Origin of the sequence: Conyzicola lurida (assembly GCF_014204935.1) — a bacterium.
GTDB classification, from domain to species: domain Bacteria; phylum Actinomycetota; class Actinomycetes; order Actinomycetales; family Microbacteriaceae; genus Conyzicola; species Conyzicola lurida.
This window is the reverse complement of record NZ_JACHMJ010000001.1, coordinates 1,302,457-1,319,408: the sequence shown is the minus strand read 5'-3', so window position 1 is coordinate 1,319,408 and position 16,952 is coordinate 1,302,457. Positions and strand designations below refer to the sequence as shown.

General features: G+C 68.3%; 13 protein-coding genes. 4 read left to right on the top strand and 9 right to left on the bottom strand.

The features are described from left to right. Positions 1 to 50: 50 nt before the first annotated feature. On the bottom strand, positions 51 to 482 hold the full coding sequence (gene mraZ / locus HD599_RS06350) for a division/cell wall cluster transcriptional repressor MraZ (RefSeq protein WP_184234840.1): 432 nt from the start codon (positions 480 to 482) through the stop codon (positions 51 to 53). 248 nt (positions 483 to 730) lie between these two features. Further along, the gene (locus tag HD599_RS06345; RefSeq protein ID WP_184234837.1) at positions 731 to 1,108 is read right to left on the bottom strand and encodes a DUF3040 domain-containing protein; all 378 of its coding nucleotides are present in this window, start codon (positions 1,106 to 1,108) and stop codon (positions 731 to 733) included. A 79-nt stretch (positions 1,109 to 1,187) separates the two neighbouring features. Between HD599_RS06345 and HD599_RS06340 the strand changes: the two genes are divergently transcribed. Then, a complete protein-coding gene (locus tag HD599_RS06340; protein ID WP_184234835.1) occupies positions 1,188 to 2,306 on the top strand; it encodes a polyprenyl synthetase family protein in 1,119 nt (372 codons plus the stop codon). A gap of 65 nt (positions 2,307 to 2,371) precedes the next feature. Here HD599_RS06340 and HD599_RS06335 read toward each other — a convergent pair whose 3' ends face one another. After that, the gene (locus HD599_RS06335; RefSeq protein ID WP_184234832.1) at positions 2,372 to 2,710 is read right to left on the bottom strand and encodes an Rv2175c family DNA-binding protein; all 339 of its coding nucleotides are present in this window, start codon (positions 2,708 to 2,710) and stop codon (positions 2,372 to 2,374) included. Between the two features lie 294 nt (positions 2,711 to 3,004). On the opposite strand from HD599_RS06335, the gene HD599_RS06330 reads away from it, so the two are divergent. Continuing rightward, on the top strand, positions 3,005 to 4,294 hold the full coding sequence (locus HD599_RS06330; RefSeq protein WP_343061922.1) for a LysM peptidoglycan-binding domain-containing protein: 1,290 nt from the start codon (positions 3,005 to 3,007) through the stop codon (positions 4,292 to 4,294). A gap of 89 nt (positions 4,295 to 4,383) precedes the next feature. Continuing rightward, positions 4,384 to 6,339, top strand: coding sequence for a Stk1 family PASTA domain-containing Ser/Thr kinase (gene pknB / locus HD599_RS06325; protein ID WP_184234829.1), 1,956 nt, complete (start codon positions 4,384 to 4,386; stop codon positions 6,337 to 6,339). Positions 6,340 to 6,401: 62 nt separating this feature from the next. Here pknB and HD599_RS06320 read toward each other — a convergent pair whose 3' ends face one another. The 3 genes from HD599_RS06320 to HD599_RS06310 all read right to left on the bottom strand — a co-directional run bounded on the left by HD599_RS06320 (position 6,402) and on the right by HD599_RS06310 (position 9,544). Further along, positions 6,402 to 7,775 (bottom strand): class II 3-deoxy-7-phosphoheptulonate synthase, encoded by a 1,374-nt coding sequence (locus tag HD599_RS06320; protein ID WP_343061921.1) that lies wholly within the window; start codon positions 7,773 to 7,775, stop codon positions 6,402 to 6,404. 93 nt (positions 7,776 to 7,868) lie between these two features. Continuing rightward, positions 7,869 to 8,567, bottom strand: a complete 699-nt coding sequence (locus tag HD599_RS06315) for a lysophospholipid acyltransferase family protein (protein ID WP_184234827.1) — start codon at positions 8,565 to 8,567, stop codon at positions 7,869 to 7,871. Between the two features lie 29 nt (positions 8,568 to 8,596). Then, positions 8,597 to 9,544 carry an ROK family glucokinase gene (locus HD599_RS06310; RefSeq protein WP_184234823.1) on the bottom strand — a complete coding sequence of 316 codons (948 nt, stop codon included), beginning with the start codon at positions 9,542 to 9,544 and terminating at the stop codon, positions 8,597 to 8,599. Positions 9,545 to 9,671: 127 nt separating this feature from the next. Between HD599_RS06310 and HD599_RS06305 the strand changes: the two genes are divergently transcribed. Beyond that, positions 9,672 to 11,495 carry an AMP-binding protein gene (locus HD599_RS06305; protein ID WP_184234820.1) on the top strand — a complete coding sequence of 608 codons (1,824 nt, stop codon included), beginning with the start codon at positions 9,672 to 9,674 and terminating at the stop codon, positions 11,493 to 11,495. Positions 11,496 to 11,561: 66 nt separating this feature from the next. Here the strand turns inward: HD599_RS06305 and HD599_RS06300 are convergent, their stop codons facing one another. The 3 genes from HD599_RS06300 to HD599_RS06290 all read right to left on the bottom strand — a co-directional run bounded on the left by HD599_RS06300 (position 11,562) and on the right by HD599_RS06290 (position 16,939). Continuing rightward, on the bottom strand, positions 11,562 to 12,056 hold the full coding sequence (locus tag HD599_RS06300) for a peptide deformylase (RefSeq protein WP_184234817.1): 495 nt from the start codon (positions 12,054 to 12,056) through the stop codon (positions 11,562 to 11,564). A gap of 5 nt (positions 12,057 to 12,061) precedes the next feature. Continuing rightward, on the bottom strand, positions 12,062 to 13,459 hold the full coding sequence (locus HD599_RS06295) for a MinD/ParA family ATP-binding protein (RefSeq protein WP_343061920.1): 1,398 nt from the start codon (positions 13,457 to 13,459) through the stop codon (positions 12,062 to 12,064). 72 nt (positions 13,460 to 13,531) lie between these two features. After that, positions 13,532 to 16,939, bottom strand: coding sequence for a pyruvate carboxylase (locus tag HD599_RS06290; RefSeq protein ID WP_184234814.1), 3,408 nt, complete (start codon positions 16,937 to 16,939; stop codon positions 13,532 to 13,534). Positions 16,940 to 16,952: the final 13 nt, after the last annotated feature.

Here is a 16,952-nt window from a genome sequence, read left to right as displayed (position 1 = left end):
ATCGGGGAAGAAAGTCAGGGCTTGATCGGCTGGGAGTCAGCGCCAGGGAGCTAGAAGAGTCCGGGGATCACCTCCTCGTCGGTGTTGGAGAACTCTGCTTCGGTCTTTTCGTAGTTGTCGTTCCAGGCCTCGGTGTCCCAGATCTCGGCACGTGAGCCGACTCCGATGACCGTGAGGTCGCGGCCGAGGTTGGCGTATTCACGCAGCGACGCCGGGATGGTGACGCGGTGCTGGCTGTCGGGCCGCTCCTGGCTCGCACCGGAGAGAAACACTCGCAGGAAGTCACGCGCTTGCTTGCTCGTGACCGGGGCCTGCCGGATCTTCTCGTGCAGGTTCTCGAACTCGCGCTCGGTGAACACGTAGAGGCAGCGTTCCTGCCCGCGGGTGATCACCAGACCGCCCGAAAGCTCGTCCCGGAACTTCGCGGGAAGAATCACCCGGCCCTTGTCGTCGAGCTTGGGAGCGTGCGTGCCAAGAAACACGGAACACTCCTCTCACTCCCCCGGCCGGTGGATTACCTCCACTTTACTCCACAACGCTCCACAAACCTACGAAATCGATGGCAATTGCGGCACCAATCTCAAAACTTTCCAGTATTTATGCGGGATGCCGCGGTGGAGGGAAATGGAGCAGAAATGCCGTTTCCCGGCCGAAAAAGGGCACAAAAAAAGGACCGACCCGAAGGTCGGTCCTGATTTGAGGCTAAAGCGGGAAGAACGCGGGAGTGGGCCTAGCGTCCGCGCTCGTCTTGGCGCTTGTCCCAGCGGTCGTTGAGTCCGTCCATAAATCCGCCGGACTTCGCCTTGCCCGGCTTGTTCGAGCGGGTCGGGTCGATCGGCGCCTCGGCCCGACGGGGCGGCGCGATGGCGAGCAGAACGCCGCCGAACATGATGACGAAGCCGAGGATGCCGACGAGCGGCTGTTGGATCACGACGCCGACGAGCAGAGTGGCGATACCCAGGATTCCCAGAAGGACGCCGACCACGACGATCGTGTAGTTCGGCTTACCGCGGCGCTGGCCGACGGTGGCGACGAAATCGGCGTCGTTTTGATACAGACCCCGCTCCATCTCTTCCAGGAGACGTTGCTCCTGCTCGGAAAGTGGCATCCTGATCCCCTCCGGCTCGGATTATGTTCGACGCGATGCTGTCGATAATACGCCTCGCGCGGCTCGCTAGGCTATGAGTGTGGCTGAGAGTACGCGGTTAGTTGACCTTGTTCAAGAACGCATCGACCAATTTCTGGAGGAACGTTCACCGCAACTGTCGGCAATCTCCGACGAGATCGGCGATTTCGTGGGGTATTCCCGTGAGGTCCTGAGTGGAGGGAAGCGCTTCCGGGCGCTCTTCTGCTACTGGGGCTGGCAATCCGTGAGCTCGCCGGGAGTCGGCTTCGACGTCGCTGAGGACAGCGCGGCGCTCGATCTGCCCGGTGTCGTCTCCGCGGCCGCCGCGCTGGAACTGTTCCACGCCGCCGCGCTCGTGCACGACGACATCATGGACAAGTCCGATACCCGTCGCGGCCGGCCGGCCGCGCACCGCCGGTTCGAAACACTGCACCGCGAGAGCGGCTGGACCAACGACGCCACGGCGTTCGGCGGATCCGCCGGCCTCCTCCTCGGAGACCTCCTGCTGGGCTGGAGCGACGAGCTCTTCGACGAGGGCCTGCGGGCGCTGGCCGATCCCGCGGCGGCCGCGGCCGGACGCAAGGAGTTCAACCGGATGCGCGCCGAGGTGACAGTCGGGCAGTACCTCGACATCGTCGAGGAGAACGCCTGGCGTATTCACCCCGAGAGCGAGCTTCTCCCCCGCGCCCACCGCGTGATCGTCTACAAGTCGGCGAAGTACAGCGTCGAAGCGCCCCTCGCCATCGGCGCGGCCCTGGGCGGGGGTACGTCGGAGCAGTCGGCCGCCCTGCGCGAGTTCGGCCTGCCCCTCGGCGTCGCCTACCAACTGCGCGACGACCTGCTCGGGGTGTTCGGCGATCCCGCCGTCACCGGCAAGCCGGCCGGCGACGACCTGCGCGAGGGCAAGCGCACCGTGCTCATCGCCCTCGCCCGACCTCTGCTTCCCGGCAACGCGCGCTCGCTGCTCGACGAGCTGCTCGGCGACCCGGAACTCGACGCGCAACAGGTCGAGGTGCTGCAGAACGTGCTGCGCGAGAGCGGCGCGATCGACCGGGTGGAACGGATCATCGCCCACAACGTCGGCCGGGCCAAGACTGCGATCGTCGATGCGCCGCTGAGCGCGTCGTCCCGCACCCAGTTGCTGCAACTCGCCGACACCGTCATCCGGCGTACTGCGTAGCGCGTGAATGCCGAACGCCCGCGCCTCTTATATAGGGCGCGGGCGTTCGCTGAATCTGTCTGCGGTTAGCCGAGAGCCTGGGCGACGCGGCGCACCTCGGCCTTGCGGCCGGCCTGCAGCGCGGCGATCGGGCTGGTGCCGAGGCTGTCTTCGGGGTTCAGCAGCCAGTCCATGGCCTCGTCGTCGGTGAATCCGCTGTCGCCGAGCACGATGAGGGTTCCGCGGAGCTCGCTCATCGGCTCGCCGTCGACGATGAAGGCGGCGGGCACCTTCCACACGCCGTCGATCTTGCGGGCGAGGAGGGCGCGGTCTTCGATCAGACGGCGCACCTGGCTCACCTTGAGGGAGAGGAGCTCAGTCAGGTCTGGAACGGTCAGCCACGTGGCATCGGGGGTATCAGTCACCTCTCAAGCGTGCCACGGGACACCCGAATTGGCAGGCATTGACGTGCGCCATTCGGAAATGTTTCGCGCAGGTTAACCGAAACAACATCAGCAACATTGATTGACTCTCATACGCAACTGTGTCAGTTTTGAGTGTCTGCGCCACGACTGTGGCGCAATCCTGGCCGGGAGCAAGACGGGGAACCTATGACATTCACATTCGAGCACGACGCACACACGACCGAGGGAACTGTTCTCTCCGGCCTTGTTCCGACTCCATCCGCGTTCGCCCGCGGCGAGCGACCGTCTCGCGATGTGAGCAAACTCAGCAAGACGATGTTCGCGACGATGCCGATCATCCTGGTCGGCTCGCTGGCCGTCTCCCTCAATCTCACGGCACCGATCGACCGCATCGAGGCCAAGTCGCCCGTGGGCGACAAGTCGGACGAGGTCGAAGACACCACCGTGAACGACGCCGGCGTCGAGTCCGCCGACGACAGCGTCTCCGAGGGCGAGATCACCACCGCCGCGGCCCCCACCACCTACCAGGTCGTCTCGGGCGACACGGTCAGCGGCATCGCCGGCCGCTACGGCCTCTCCACCGCTTCGGTGCTCGCGCTGAACGGCCTCGGCTGGAAGTCGACCATCTTCCCCGGGCAGGTGCTCAAGCTCGTCAACGGCGCCGTCGCCGCGACGCCCATCGCGGCCACCCCGGTCGCATCGACCACTCCCGCCGCCGGCGGCCGCTACACGATCGTCAGCGGCGACACCATCAGCGGCATCGCCGGCCGTTACGGCGTCACCACCCAGGCCATCCTCACGGCGAACGGCCTCGGCTGGTCGAGCATCATCTACCCCGGCCAGTCGCTCGCCATCCCCGGCGTCACCGCCGTCGCCCCGGCAGCGGCCCCGGTCGCCGCCCCCGTCGTCGCGGCCCCCGTGGTCAGCGCCCCGGTCGTCAGCGCGCCGGTCGTGGCAGCACCCGTCGCCGCCACCCCGGTCGCCCCGGGCAGCTCGACCGTGCACACGATCGTCTCCGGCGACACCCTCTCGGGCATCGCGTCGAAGTACGGCGTGACCGTCGACTCGATCCTCAGCGCCAACTCGATCTCGCTGTCGACCACCATCTACGCCGGCGCCACCCTCACCATCAAGGGCACCACCGTGGCGACGAGCTCGAGCGGCGAGGCGATCACCCTGCTCACCGACGAGATGGAAGCCAACGCGCGCACCATCGTCTCCGTCGGCCGCCAGCTCGGTGTGAGCGATTACGGCCTCGTCGTCGCCCTCGCCGCCGCAATGCAGGAATCCAGCCTGCGCAACATCGACTACGGCGACCGCGACTCGGTCGGCCTGTTCCAGCAACGCCCGAGCCAGGGCTGGGGCACCGTCGCGCAGCTGACGGATCCCACCTACTCCGCACGCCTGTTCTTCGGCGGCGCGAGCAACCCGAACAAGGGCATCACCGCCGGCCTGCTCGACATCTCGGGCTGGGAGTCGCTGACCGTGACGCAGGCCGCGCAGCGCGTGCAGATCTCCGCCTACCCCGACGCCTACGCCAAGTGGGAGAAGTCGGCCCGCTTCTGGCTCTCCGACCTCGGCTAAGAGCCACGTGCGCGCGACCGGGCCAGAGTTTTGGCCGAGCGAGCCGTGTTCAACCGGGCCCAGCGCCCCGCGAACTTTAGAATAGCCCGGTGACTACTAACACCACTGACCCGATGATCGGCCGTCTCATCGACGGCCGATATCAGGTCAAGTCGCGCATCGCCCGGGGCGGAATGGCCACGGTCTACCTTGCGACCGACCTCCGCCTCGAGCGCCGCGTCGCCATCAAGATCATGCACGGCCACCTCGCCGACGACAGCCAGTTCAAAGAGCGATTCATCCAGGAGGCGCGAAGCGCCGCGCGCCTCGCCCACCCCAACGTCGTCAACGTCTTCGACCAGGGCCAGGACAGCGACGTCGCCTACCTCGTGATGGAGTACCTCTCCGGCATCACGCTGCGCGACCTCCTCACCGAACACAAGATCCTCACGCCCGAGCAGACCCTCGACATCCTCGAGGCCGTGCTCTCCGGCCTCGCGGCCGCCCACAAGTCGGGCATCGTGCACCGCGACCTCAAGCCCGAGAACGTGCTGCTCGCCGACGACGGACGCATCAAGATCAGCGACTTCGGCCTCGCCCGCGCGGTGAGCGCCAACACCGCCACCGGCGCCGCGCTGCTCGGCACGATCGCCTACCTCTCCCCCGAGCTGGTCACGCGCGGCATCGCGGACGCCCGCAGCGACATCTACGCCGCGGGCATCATGATGTACGAGATGCTGGCCGGCGAGCAGCCGTTCCGGGGCGAGCAGCCGATGCAGATCGCGTACCAGCACGCCAACGACTCGGTGCCGACGCCGAGCACCAAGAACCCCAACGTGCCCGCCGAGCTCGACGAGCTCGTGCTCTGGGCGACGGCGCGCGAGCCCAACGAGCGTCCGCGCGACGCGCGGGTCATGCTCGAGCAGGTCGTCGAGACCCAGTCCCAGCTGCGCACGGCGCTGCCGACGGGTGCCACCGCCGTCATCCAACAACGCACCACGGTGATGCCCGCGGCCCTCGCTCTCTCGGGAACCGGGGACCAGACCACCGTCATCCGGTCCGCGCAGCCCGCGGCCGCCGCCCCTCCGCTCTCCGACGCGACCGCCGCGCTCACCCGGCAGGCCAACAAGCGGCACTCGCGGGCCTGGTGGTGGATCGTCCTGTTCATCGTGCTGGCCGGCGCCGCCGGCGGTGCCGGGTGGTTCCTCGGCCCGGGCTCGCAGGTCGAGATCCCCACCGAGTCCGTCATAGGCCAGACCCCGGATGCCGCGGCCGCCGCGATCGCGGAGGCGGGCCTCACGTCCGAGGTCGCGGAGGAGCAGGTCTTCTCCCCCACGATCCCCCTCGGTGCCGTCGCCGAGACCGACCCCTCCGCGGGTTCGGTCGTCGCGCGCGACACGGTCGTGTCTCTCAAGATCTCCCAGGGCCCGCAGCCGATCGCGGTCCCCGAGTTCGGCGGACTCTCCGAGGACGACGCGAAGACCCTCGCCGAGGAGACGGGCTTCGTGCCCACCGACAGCGAGCGACGGTTCTTCGACGCGCCCGAGGGCACGGTCATCACCGTCTTCGGCGTCGCCGACGACGGTTCTCGGATCACCCTCGCGACCGGCGACCAGTACTACGACCAGCGCCCGATCACGTTCCTGCTCTCGGCGGGCACCCTGCCCACCGTGGTGAACCTGCCCGTGGACCAGGCCGTGTCGGCCCTCGCCGCGGTCGACGTCACCGGCAACCCCGTCGCCGAGCGCGAGTTCAACACCGACATCCCCGACGGCAACGTCATCCGCATGGAGACGGCGACACCCGACGGCTCGGTAGCGCCGACCGACGGCGTGAACCTGATCGTCTCGAAGGGGCCCGAGCCGGTTGTGATCCCTGATGTCGAGGGTGATCGTCGAGACGTGGCGATATCGAAACTTCAGGCTCTCGGGCTTGTCGTTACTTATCGAGACACCTTCGACCCGTACCCAAACGCGGAAGTGATCGGAACGAATCCAGCTATAGGGGTCGAGGTCCCCAAGGGTTCGACAGTGACTCTCAGTCTCCGGCTCGTCATCTCTGACTGACAGTTAGAGATGACGAAGGGCGGCCCGCCGATGCGGACCGCCCTTCGTCGTTCGAGCTGCTGCTAGTTCACCGAGGCGAGTTCCTCCGCCACCAGGAACGCCAGCTCGAGCGACTGCATGTGGTTGAGGCGCGGGTCGCACAGCGACTCGTAGCGCGTCGCGAGGTCGGCCTCGTCGATGTGCTCCGATCCGCCGAGGCACTCGGTGACGTCGTCGCCGGTGAGCTCGATGTGGATTCCGCCCGGATGGGTTCCGACCGCGCGGTGCGCCTCGAAGAAGCCCTTGACCTCGTCGACCACGTCGTCGAAGCGACGGGTCTTGTAGCCGGTCGACGTGGTGAGACCGTTGCCGTGCATCGGGTCGGAGACCCAGAGCGGCGTGGCGTCGTGGCCCTTGATCGCCTCGAGCAGGGGCGGCAGGGCGTCGCGGATCTTGCCGGCGCCCATGCGGGTGATGAACGTCAGTCGTCCGGGCTCGCGTTCGGGGTCGAGCTTGTCGATGAGGCGCAGCATGTCGTCGGCGGTCGTCGACGGGCCGAGCTTGACGCCGATCGGGTTGCGCACCCGCGACATGTAGTCGATGTGTGCTCCGTCGAGGTCGCGCGTGCGCTCGCCCACCCAGAGGAAGTGCGCGCTCGTGTTGTACGGCGTGCCGGTGCGAGAGTCGATGCGGGTCATCGGGCGCTCGTAGTCCATGAGCAGGCCCTCGTGGCTCGCGTAGAAGTCGACGCGCTTCAGCTCGTCGAAGTCGGCTCCCGCCGCCTCCATGAACTTGATGGCGCGGTCGATGTCGCGGGCGAGCAGTTCGTAGCGCTTGTTCGCGGGATTGCGGGCGAAGCCCTTGTTCCAGCTGTGCACCTCGCGGAGGTCGGCGAAGCCGCCCTGCGTGAAGGCGCGCACGAGGTTGAGGGTGGAGACGGCCGTGTGGTACCCCTGCACGAGGCGCTGGGGGTCGGGCTGGCGCGACTCGGGGGTGAAGTCGTACCCGTTGACGATGTCGCCGCGGTAGGCGGGCAGGGTCACGTCGCCGCGCGTCTCGAAGTCGTTGGAGCGGGGCTTCGCGAACTGTCCGGCCATGCGGCCCATCTTGACGATGGGCATGGAGGCACCGTAGGTCAGCACGACGGCCATCTGCAGGATCGTCTTGACGCGGTTCTTGATCTGCTCGGCGGTGGCTCCGGCGAAGGTCTCGGCGCAGTCGCCGCCCTGCAGCAGGAACGCCTGGCCGGCGGCGGCACGCGCGAGCTTGTCGCGCAGGTCGTCGACCTCGCCCGCGAAGACGAGGGGCGGGAAGCTCGCGATCTGCTTCGACGCCTCGGCGACGGCCGCGGCATCCGGCCATGCTGGCTGCTGCTTGATCGGCAGTTCACGCCAATAGTCGAGCCCGGCGATCACTGCTGGATCGGCGAGAACGACTTGCTCTGACGGGTCTACCACGGTACTTCCTTTGGTTTTGGTCGGTCGGAACGGGCGCACTGGCCCGACGTACGAGCTTATCGGCTCGCGACGGATTGTGACGGCGAGGGCCGGTCAGCGGGCTTTGACGGCCTTGGCGGCGATCTTGTCCTTGACGCTGGTGGCATAGACGTCGACGTACTCCTGGCCGCTGAGGCGGTTCAGCTCGTACATGATCTCGTCGGTGATCGAGCGCAGGATGAACCGGTCGCTCTCGAGGCCCTTGAAGCGGCTGAAGTCGAGCGGCTCGCCGATGACGACGCCGAGGCGCTGCACCTTGGGGATGCGGGTGCCGATCGGCATGACCTTCTCGGTGTCGATCATGGCGACGGGCACGACGGGCACGTTGCCCTCGAGGATCATGCGGGCGACACCGGTGCGGCCGCGGTACATCTTGCCGTCGGGGCTGCGGGTTCCCTCGGGGTAGATGCCGAGCACCTCGCCCTCGTGCAGGACGCGCAGGCCGGTGTTGAGGCTGGCCTCGGACGCCTTGCCGCCGGAACGGTCGATCGGCAGCATGCCGGTGCCGTTCATAAACGCCTTGGTGGCCCAGCCCTTGAGGCCCTTGCCGCGGAAGTAGTCGCTCTTCGCGAGGAAGAAGATTCGGCGGTCGATCACGAGCGGCAGGAACACCGAGTCGATGAACGAGAGGTGGTTGCTCGCCAGGATGACGCCGCCGGTCTTGGGGATATTGTCGAGTCCTGTCACCCAGGGACGGAAGACCGTCTTGAGGATCGGGCCCGCAACGAGGTTCTTCATGAACCAGTAGAACATCGGTATCTGCCTCCGCTTAGACAGTCACTCTAACGCCCGGCCGCGTGGATGCGCGCGAGGTCGGCGGCACCGACCACCCCCGCGTCGTTCTGCAGCTCGGCGACGAGGAAGGCCGGCTCGGGGTGGTATCCCCGCGCCGGGAGGTGCGTGAGGTAGGCCTCGCGGATCGGATCGAGGAGCAGATCGCCGGCGATGGCGACACCGCCGCCGAAGACGAAGGCCTGGGGATCGAGCACGGCGCTGAGGGAAGCGCAGGCCTGCCCGAGCCAGCGGCCGAGCTCCTGCAGCGCGTGCACGGCGCCGGCGTCGCCGGAGGCGATGTGGGCCGCGACGATGGGTCCGGTGAGCACGCCGTTGGCCGCGCGGGCCTCGGCGAGGGCGAGGCCGATGCCGCCGACATCCGCGATCTCATTGGCCATGCGCAGCAGGGCACGTCCCGAGCCGTACTGCTCGATGCAGCCGCGCGCGCCGCACCCGCAGGGCAGGCCGTCGGGCACGACGCGGAGGTGGCCGAGCTCGGCCCCGGCGCCGAAGCCGCCGCGGAAGAGTGCGCCGCCGGTGACGATCGCGCCGCCGACTCCCGTGCCGATGGTGAGCATCGTCATGTCGGTGAGGTCGCGGCCGGCTCCGAAGCGGTATTCCGCCCAGCCCGCGGCGTTGGCGTCGTTGTCGATCGTGATCGGCAGGCTGACGCGGTCGGAGATGTGACGCTGCAGCTGCTCGTTGCGCCAGTTGATGTTCGGGGCGTAGTAGACGGTGGACTGGGCCGCGTCGACGAAGCCCGCGGCGGCGACTCCGGCGGCGACGACCTGCTGTCCGGCCGACAGGCGGTCGATCATTCCGACGACGAGCTCGACGATGTCCGTGGGCGAACCGGCGGGGGTGGGTTCGCGGTCCTCGGCGAGGATCTCGCCCGATTCGCTGACGAGCGCTCCCGCGATCTTGGTTCCGCCGATGTCTATTCCGATGGCATGCACAAGGGATGAGTCTAGTTAGGGCCACGAGGGCGTGCGAGCCACCCCACTGCGGGGGTGTCCGGGGCGATACCCGGAAATCCCGGTTAGAGTGAGGTGAATTGACCGCCCCGGTGCCAAAGGAGTTACCGTGACCGAATACTTCGTCCCTCCCGTTGTGGAGCCGGACCCCGACGCCAACGCGACCGACCTGCTCGTCGCGCGGGTCAAGGCCACGCCGAACGATCCGCTCTTCGCCCTGCCCACCGCCGACGGCGGCTGGTCCGACGTCACGTCCGCCGAGTTCCTCGCTCAGGTGGTAGCGCTAGCCAAGGGATTCGTCGCGAACGGCATCGAGCCCGGAGACAAGGTCGGGTTCATGTGCAAGACCCGCTACGAGTGGACGCTCGTCGACTTCGGCCTCTGGTTCGCCGGCGCGATCATGGTGCCGATCTACGAGACCTCCTCCCCCACGCAGCTGCAGTGGAACCTCACCGACTCGGGCGCGACGTCGATCATCGTCGAGTCGGCCGACCACTTCGCGAAGTTCGACGAGATCCGCGGCGACACCCCCGCGGTCGAGAAGGTCTGGCAGGTCAACCTCGGCGACCTCGACAAGCTCGCAGCGGCCGGCACCGGAGTCTCGGACGCCGAGATCGAGCGTCGTCGCTCGATCGCCGTCGGGTCGGATGTCGCGACCCTGATCTACACCTCCGGCTCGACCGGGCGTCCGAAGGGCGTCATCCTCACGCACTCGAACTTCGTCGAACTCACCCGCAACGCCGCGGTCGTGATGCACGAGGTGCTGGCTCCGGGCTCGTCGACCCTGCTGTTCATCACCACGGCGCACATCTTCGCCCGCTTCATCTCCGTGCTGTCGATCCACGCCGGCGTCAAGGTGGGCCACCAGCCCGACACCAAGCTCCTTCTGCCGTCGATGGCGTCGTTCCGTCCCACCTTCTTACTCGCGGTGCCGCGCGTGTTCGAGAAGGTCTACAACTCCTCCGAGCAGAAGGCCGAGGGCGGCGGAAAGGGAAAGATCTTCCGCAAGGCGGCGGATGTCGCGATCGCGCACTCCAAGGCCCTGGACGAGGGCGTCGTGCCGCTCGGGCTGCGCCTGCAGTTCGCCCTCTACGACCGGCTGGTGCTCAGCAAGATCCGCGCGGCACTCGGCGGCCGGGTCAAGTTCGCGGTCTCCGGTTCTGCGCCGCTCGGCCCGCGGCTCGGACACTTCTTCCGCAGCCTCGACCTGCGCATCCTCGAGGGCTACGGCCTGACCGAGTCGACCGCCCCCGCCACGGTGAACCTGCCCGACAAGTTCAAGATCGGCACGACCGGACCGGCGCTGCCGGGCGTCGGCCTGCGCATCGGCGACGACGGCGAGATCTCGATCAAGGGCGTCAACGTCTTCGGCGGCTACTGGAACAACCCCGAGGCGACCGCCGAGGTCATGGACGGCGAGTGGTTCAAAACCGGCGACATCGGCGCGCTCGACAGCGACGGCTACCTGACGATCACCGGCCGGAAGAAAGAGATCATCGTGACCGCCGGCGGCAAGAACGTCGCGCCGGCCGCTCTCGAAGACCCGATCCGCGCCAACCCGCTCGTCGGCCAGGTCATCGTCGTCGGCGACAAGAAGCCGTTCATCGCGGCCCTGATCACGCTGGACGCGGAGATGCTGCCGACCTGGCTGAAGAACAACGGACAGGACGCGACGCTGACACTCGCGCAGGCCTCGACGAACCCGGCGGTCGTCGCCGAGGTGCAGCGGGCCATCGACGCGGCGAACGCGCTGGTGTCGCGGGCCGAGTCGATCCGCAAGTTCCAGATCCTGGAGCAGGAGCTCACCGAGGCCAGTGGACACCTCACGCCGAAGCTCAGCATCAAGCGCGCGCTGATCATGGAGGACTTCGCCCGAGAGGTCGAGGGCATCTACAACGACGCACCGTCGACAATGGGTGTGAGCCTCAAGTAGCCCACGCGGGCGGGTCGAGCCTGTCGACATCCCTAGGGTTTCGACAGGCTCAACCCGCTGCGGGACCTACGCCCACCACTCCGACTGGCGGATCAGACGCATCGCGTCCCGCTTCGCCGTCGGCTCGAGCCCCTCGATGAAGAGGTGGCCGTCGAGGTGGTCGGTCTCGTGCTGCAGCGCCTGCGCCATCAGCCCGTCGCCGGCGAGCTCGACGGGGTTGCCGTCGAGGTCGATGCCGGTGACGCGGGCGTACGGGTAGCGCATACGCGGGAAGTAGAAGCCCGGCACGGAGAGGCATCCCTCGTCGACGAGCTCGGGCTCGCCCGAGACCTCGGCGAGCACCGGGTTGATGATGTAGCCCACGACGCCGTCGACGTTGTAGCTGAAGGCGCGCTGGCCCACACCGATCTGGTTGGCGGCGACGCCGGCCCGGCCGGGCACCTCGACCGTCTCGATGAGGTCGGCGATGAGGGCCGCGGCTTTCGGGTCGCCCGGCACGATCGGGTCGCATTTCGAGCGCAGAACGGGGTCGCCGAAGAGGCGGATCTGTCGGACACTCACAGCGGTCAGACGACCCGGCGGACGGGCAGGCCGTCGGCGACGAGGGCGGCGAGTTCGCGGGCGGCGTCGCGCGTGATCGGACGCAGTTCGCGGTAGTTCACGACCGAGCCGGCGGCGAGCTGCGGGTCGTACGGGATCCGCACGATCTCGCGCACGCGCGACCGGAAGTGCGCCTCGATCTCCTCGAGCTTGATCAGGTTCGTGCCCTGCGTCGCCGTGTTCAGGGCGACGACGGCGTTGCGCACGAGGTCGCCGTAGCCGTTGGCCTCGAGCCAGGTCAGGGTCTCGGAGGCGAGTCGCGCCTCGTCGACGCTTCCGCCGGAGACGATGACGATCGAGTCGGCGCGCTGCAGAGTCGCCCGCATGACCGAGTGCACGATTCCCGTGCCGCAGTCGGTGAGCACGAGCGAGTAGTAGCGCTCGGTGAGATCGGCGACGACGTTGTAGTCGTTCTCGTCGAAGGCCTCGGAGAGCAGCGGGTCGGTGTCCGAGGCGAGGACGTCGAGACGGGTCTCGTCGCGCGACACCAGGGTCGAGAAGTCGGTGAAGCCGTTGATGGATGGCGCCCTGGTGACGACGTCGCGCACCGTGGCGCGCGTCTGCTTGTTGATGCGTTCGGCGAGGGTGCCGCGGTCGGGGTTCGCGTCGATGGCGACGATGCGGTCCTCGCGCACGTCGGCGAAGGCCATGCCCATGATCGTGGTGATCGTGGTCTTGCCGACGCCGCCCTTGCGTGTGAGCACGGGGACGAAGCGGGCGGAGCCCTCGAACTGACGGTCGATGCGGGCGTCGACGGCCTTGCGGTCGCGCACCTTCTGGGAGTCGCCGAGGTTGACCATGTGGAGCGTGATCGCGTAGACGAACGACGGCCAGCCGCCCTCGGGCGCGTGACGGCGCTTGCCCTTGGTCTCCATCAGCCGGTCGGCCGTCAGCATGGCGGCGGTCTCCGGCTGGTCGGAGACCGCGCCGCGCAGGCGGTCGCGGCGGCTGAACGCGCGCTCGGGGAGTTCGGGGATGACCTTCTCCTCGACGACGGGCTCCTCCGGATGGATGGCCACGTCGTCGGCGATCACGGAGATCGTCGTGGTCGACGGGTCGGCACTGAGCACGACCTCACCGGGGTTGACGGTGTTCTCGTCGATGGCGACGGCGACCTCGTGCTCGGGCACGGAGTGCACCGTCGCGGGCAGGTCGACGTTGATCGTCAGGCTCTCGGGGAGGGCCGTGGCCAGGTCGGCGCCGGGGTCGTGTGCGAGCTCCCCGTGGTAATCGCCGCCGTCGTCGGCGGCGGCATCCGTCTCGGTATTCTCGGTCCCGTGGGTCGGGTCAGTCAGGGGTGAGTCGGCGGTCTCGTCGTCGAGAACCTGGATCGACCCGTCTTCCCTCTTGCGTCTAATAGCCACGGCGGCATTCCCTTTCGGTGCAGTACAACCCTCAGTTTACTGCCAGAGCCGCCCCGGCCCTCCCCCGTGCCCCTATTTGGCGGGGGTGATCTCCACGAGGAGGTCCCCGGCGTCGACCTGTTGGGTCTTCGGGATGGCGAGACGGGACACCGTTCCGGCGACCGATGTCGTGATCGCGGCCTCCATCTTCATGGCCTCGATGGACGCCACGCTCTGGCCGGCGGCGACCGTGTCGCCCACCTCGACCTGCACGGTCACCACGCCCGAGAAGGGCGCGGCGATGTGGCCCGGGAGTGCGGCATCCGCCTTCTCGGCCGTCGCGGACACGACCGTGATGCTGGTGTCGCGGACGAAAACCGGGCGCAGTTGTCCGTTGAGCGTGGCCATCACGGTGCGGATGCCCTTCTCGTCGGCGTCGCCGATGGCCTCGAGGCCGACGTAGAGGCTGACGCCCTTGTCGATCTCGACCACGTGTTCCGCGCCCTGGTGCAGGCCGTAGAGGTAGTCGGTGGTGTCGAGCACGGAGAGGTCGCCGTAGTTGTCGCGCACCGACTGGAAGGTCTTCGCCGGACCGGCGAAGAGCAGGCGGTTGAGTGCCGTACGGCGCTCGGCCGGGGTCCCCTCGAGCGCGGCCCGGTCCTCGGCGCCGACGTCTTCGACGCCGATCTTCACCGTGCGCCCGGCGAGCACCTTGCTGCGGAACGGTTCGGGCCAGCCGCCCGGCAGCTCGCCGAGTTCGCCGGCCATAAAGCCGATGACCGAGTCGGGGATGTCGTATCTGGAGGGGTTCTGCTCGAAGTCGGCCGGGTCGGCGTCCGCCGCGGCGAGGGCCAGCGCCAGGTCGCCGACGACCTTCGACGACGGGGTGACCTTGGGCGGGCGGCCGAGCATCTCGTTGGCGGCGGCGTAGAGGTCTTCGATCTTTTCGAAGTGGTCGCCGAGGCCGAGGGCGATGGCCTGCTGGCGCAGGTTCGACAGTTGGCCGCCGGGGATCTCGTGCTTGTAGACGCGTCCGGTGGGGCCGGCGAGACCCGACTCGAACGGCTTGTACACGTGGCGCACGGCCTCCCAGTACGGCTCGAGGTCGCTCACGGCGCGCAGCGAGAGTCCGGTGTCGCGGTCGGTGTGGGCGAGCGCGGCGACGAGGGCGGAGGCCGAGGGCTGGCTGGTGGTACCGGCCATCGGGGCACTGGCCACGTCGACCGCGTCGGCGCCCGCGCGGGCCGCGGCCAGGAGGGTCGCCAGCTGCCCGCCCGCGGTGTCGTGCGTGTGCACGTGCACCGGCAGGTCGAACCGCTCACGCAGGGCCGTGACGAGCTTCTCCGCGGCGCTCGCGCGCATCACGCCCGCCATGTCCTTGATCGCCAGCACGTGGGCGCCGGCGTCGACGATCTGCTCGGCCAGGCGCAGGTAGTAGTCGAGCGTGTAGAGCTTCTCGGCGGGGTCGAGCAGGTCGCCCGTGTAGCAGACGGCGACCTCGGCGAGCGAGGTACCCGTCTCGAGCACCGAGTCGATCGCCGGCTTCATCTGCGAGACGTCGTTGAGAGCGTCGAAGATGCGGAAGATGTCGACTCCGGTGGCCGCGGCCTCGCGCACGAAGGCGTCGGTCACCTGCGTCGGGTAGGGCGTGTAGCCGACCGTATTGCGGCCCCGCAGCAGCATCTGGATGTTGACGTTCGGCAGGGCGTCGCGCATCGAGGCGAGGCGTTCCCAGGGGTCCTCGCCGAGGAAGCGCAGCGCGACGTCGTAGGTGGCGCCACCCCAGGCTTCGACCGAGAGCAGCTCGGGCGTCATCAGGGCAACGTGCGGCAGCACGGCGACGAGGTCGCGGGTGCGCACGCGGGTGGCGAGCAGCGACTGGTGGGCGTCGCGGAAAGTGGTGTCGGTGACGGCGAGGGCGGTCTGCGCGCGCAGGGCGCTCGCGAATCCGACCGGGCCGAGCTCTCGGAGCTTCTGGCGGGAGCCGTCCGGAGCGGGGGCGTCGAGGTCGACGACCGGCAGCTTGAGTTGCGGGCTGATCACGCCGCCACCGTCGCCGTTGGGCTGGTTGACGGTGACCTCGGCGAGCCAGTTGAGGATCTTCGTGCCACGGTCCTTGGACTGGTGGGAATTGAGCAGCTGGGGGCGTTCCTCGATGAACGAGGTGCTCAGGTCGCCGGCGATGAAGTCGGGGTCGTCGAGCACGGCCTGCAGGAACGGGATGTTCGTGGAGACGCCGCGGAGTCGGAACTCGGCGAGACCGCGGCGGGCCCGGGTGACTGCGGCGGCGAAGTCGCGGCCGCGACAGGTCATCTTCACCAGCATGGAGTCGAAGTGGGGCGAGATCTGCGCGCCGGCGCTCACGGTCCCGCCGTCGAGGCGGATGCCGGCACCGCCGGGCGAACGGTAGGTGGTGATCTTGCCGGTGTCGGGACGGAAGCCGGCGGCCGGGTCTTCCGTGGTGATGCGGCACTGCAGCGCGGCGCCGCGCAGGTGGATGTCCTGCTGCTCGAGGCCGAGCTCGGCGAGCGACTGTCCGTAGGCGATACGCATCTGCGACGAGACGAGGTCGACGTCGGTGACCTCCTCGGTCACGGTGTGCTCGACCTGGATGCGCGGGTTCATCTCGATGAAGAAGTGCTGGCCCTCGCGCTCCCCCGCGGTGTCGAGCAGGAACTCGACGGTGCCGGCGTTGACGTAGTCGATCGACTTGGCGAACGCGATGGCGTCGCGGTACATGGCCTGGCGGATGGCCTCGTCGAGGTTGGGCGCGGGCGCCACCTCGATGACCTTCTGGTGGCGGCGCTGCACGGAGCAGTCGCGCTCGAAGAGGTGCACGGTGCCGCCGTGGGCGTCGGCGAGGATCTGCACCTCGATGTGCCGCGGGCGCACGACGGCCTGCTCGAGGAACATCGTCGCGTCGCCGAACGCGCTGTCGGCCTCGCGCATCGCTTCCTCGAGCGCGCCCCTGAGTTCTTGCTGTGTGTTCACGCGGCGCATTCCGCGGCCGCCGCCGCCCGCGACGGCCTTCGCGAAGATCGGGAAGCCGATCTCCCCGGCCTGCGAGAGCAGCACTTCGATGTCCTTCGACGCGGCGGTCGACTTGAGGACGGGCACGCCGGCGGCGATCGCGTGTTCCTTCGCGGTGACCTTGTTGCCGGCCATCTCGAGCACCCGCGTCGGCGGGCCGATGAAGGTGATTCCGGCGGCCGCCGCGGCCTGGGCGAGGTCGGGATTCTCGGACAGGAAGCCGTATCCGGGGTAGATCGCGTCGGCGCCGCTCTCCTTCGCGACGCGGATGATCTCGTCGACATCGAGGTAGGCGCGCACGGGGTGGCCGGGCTCGCCGATCTGGTACGCCTCGTCGGCCTTCAGCCGGTGCATCGAGTTGCGGTCCTCGAACGGGAAGACCGCCACGGTCTTGGCTCCGAGTTCGTAGGCGGCGCGGAAAGCGCGGATCGCGATCTCGCCGCGATTGGCAACCAGGATCTTTGTGAACAATTGAGCCCTCTCG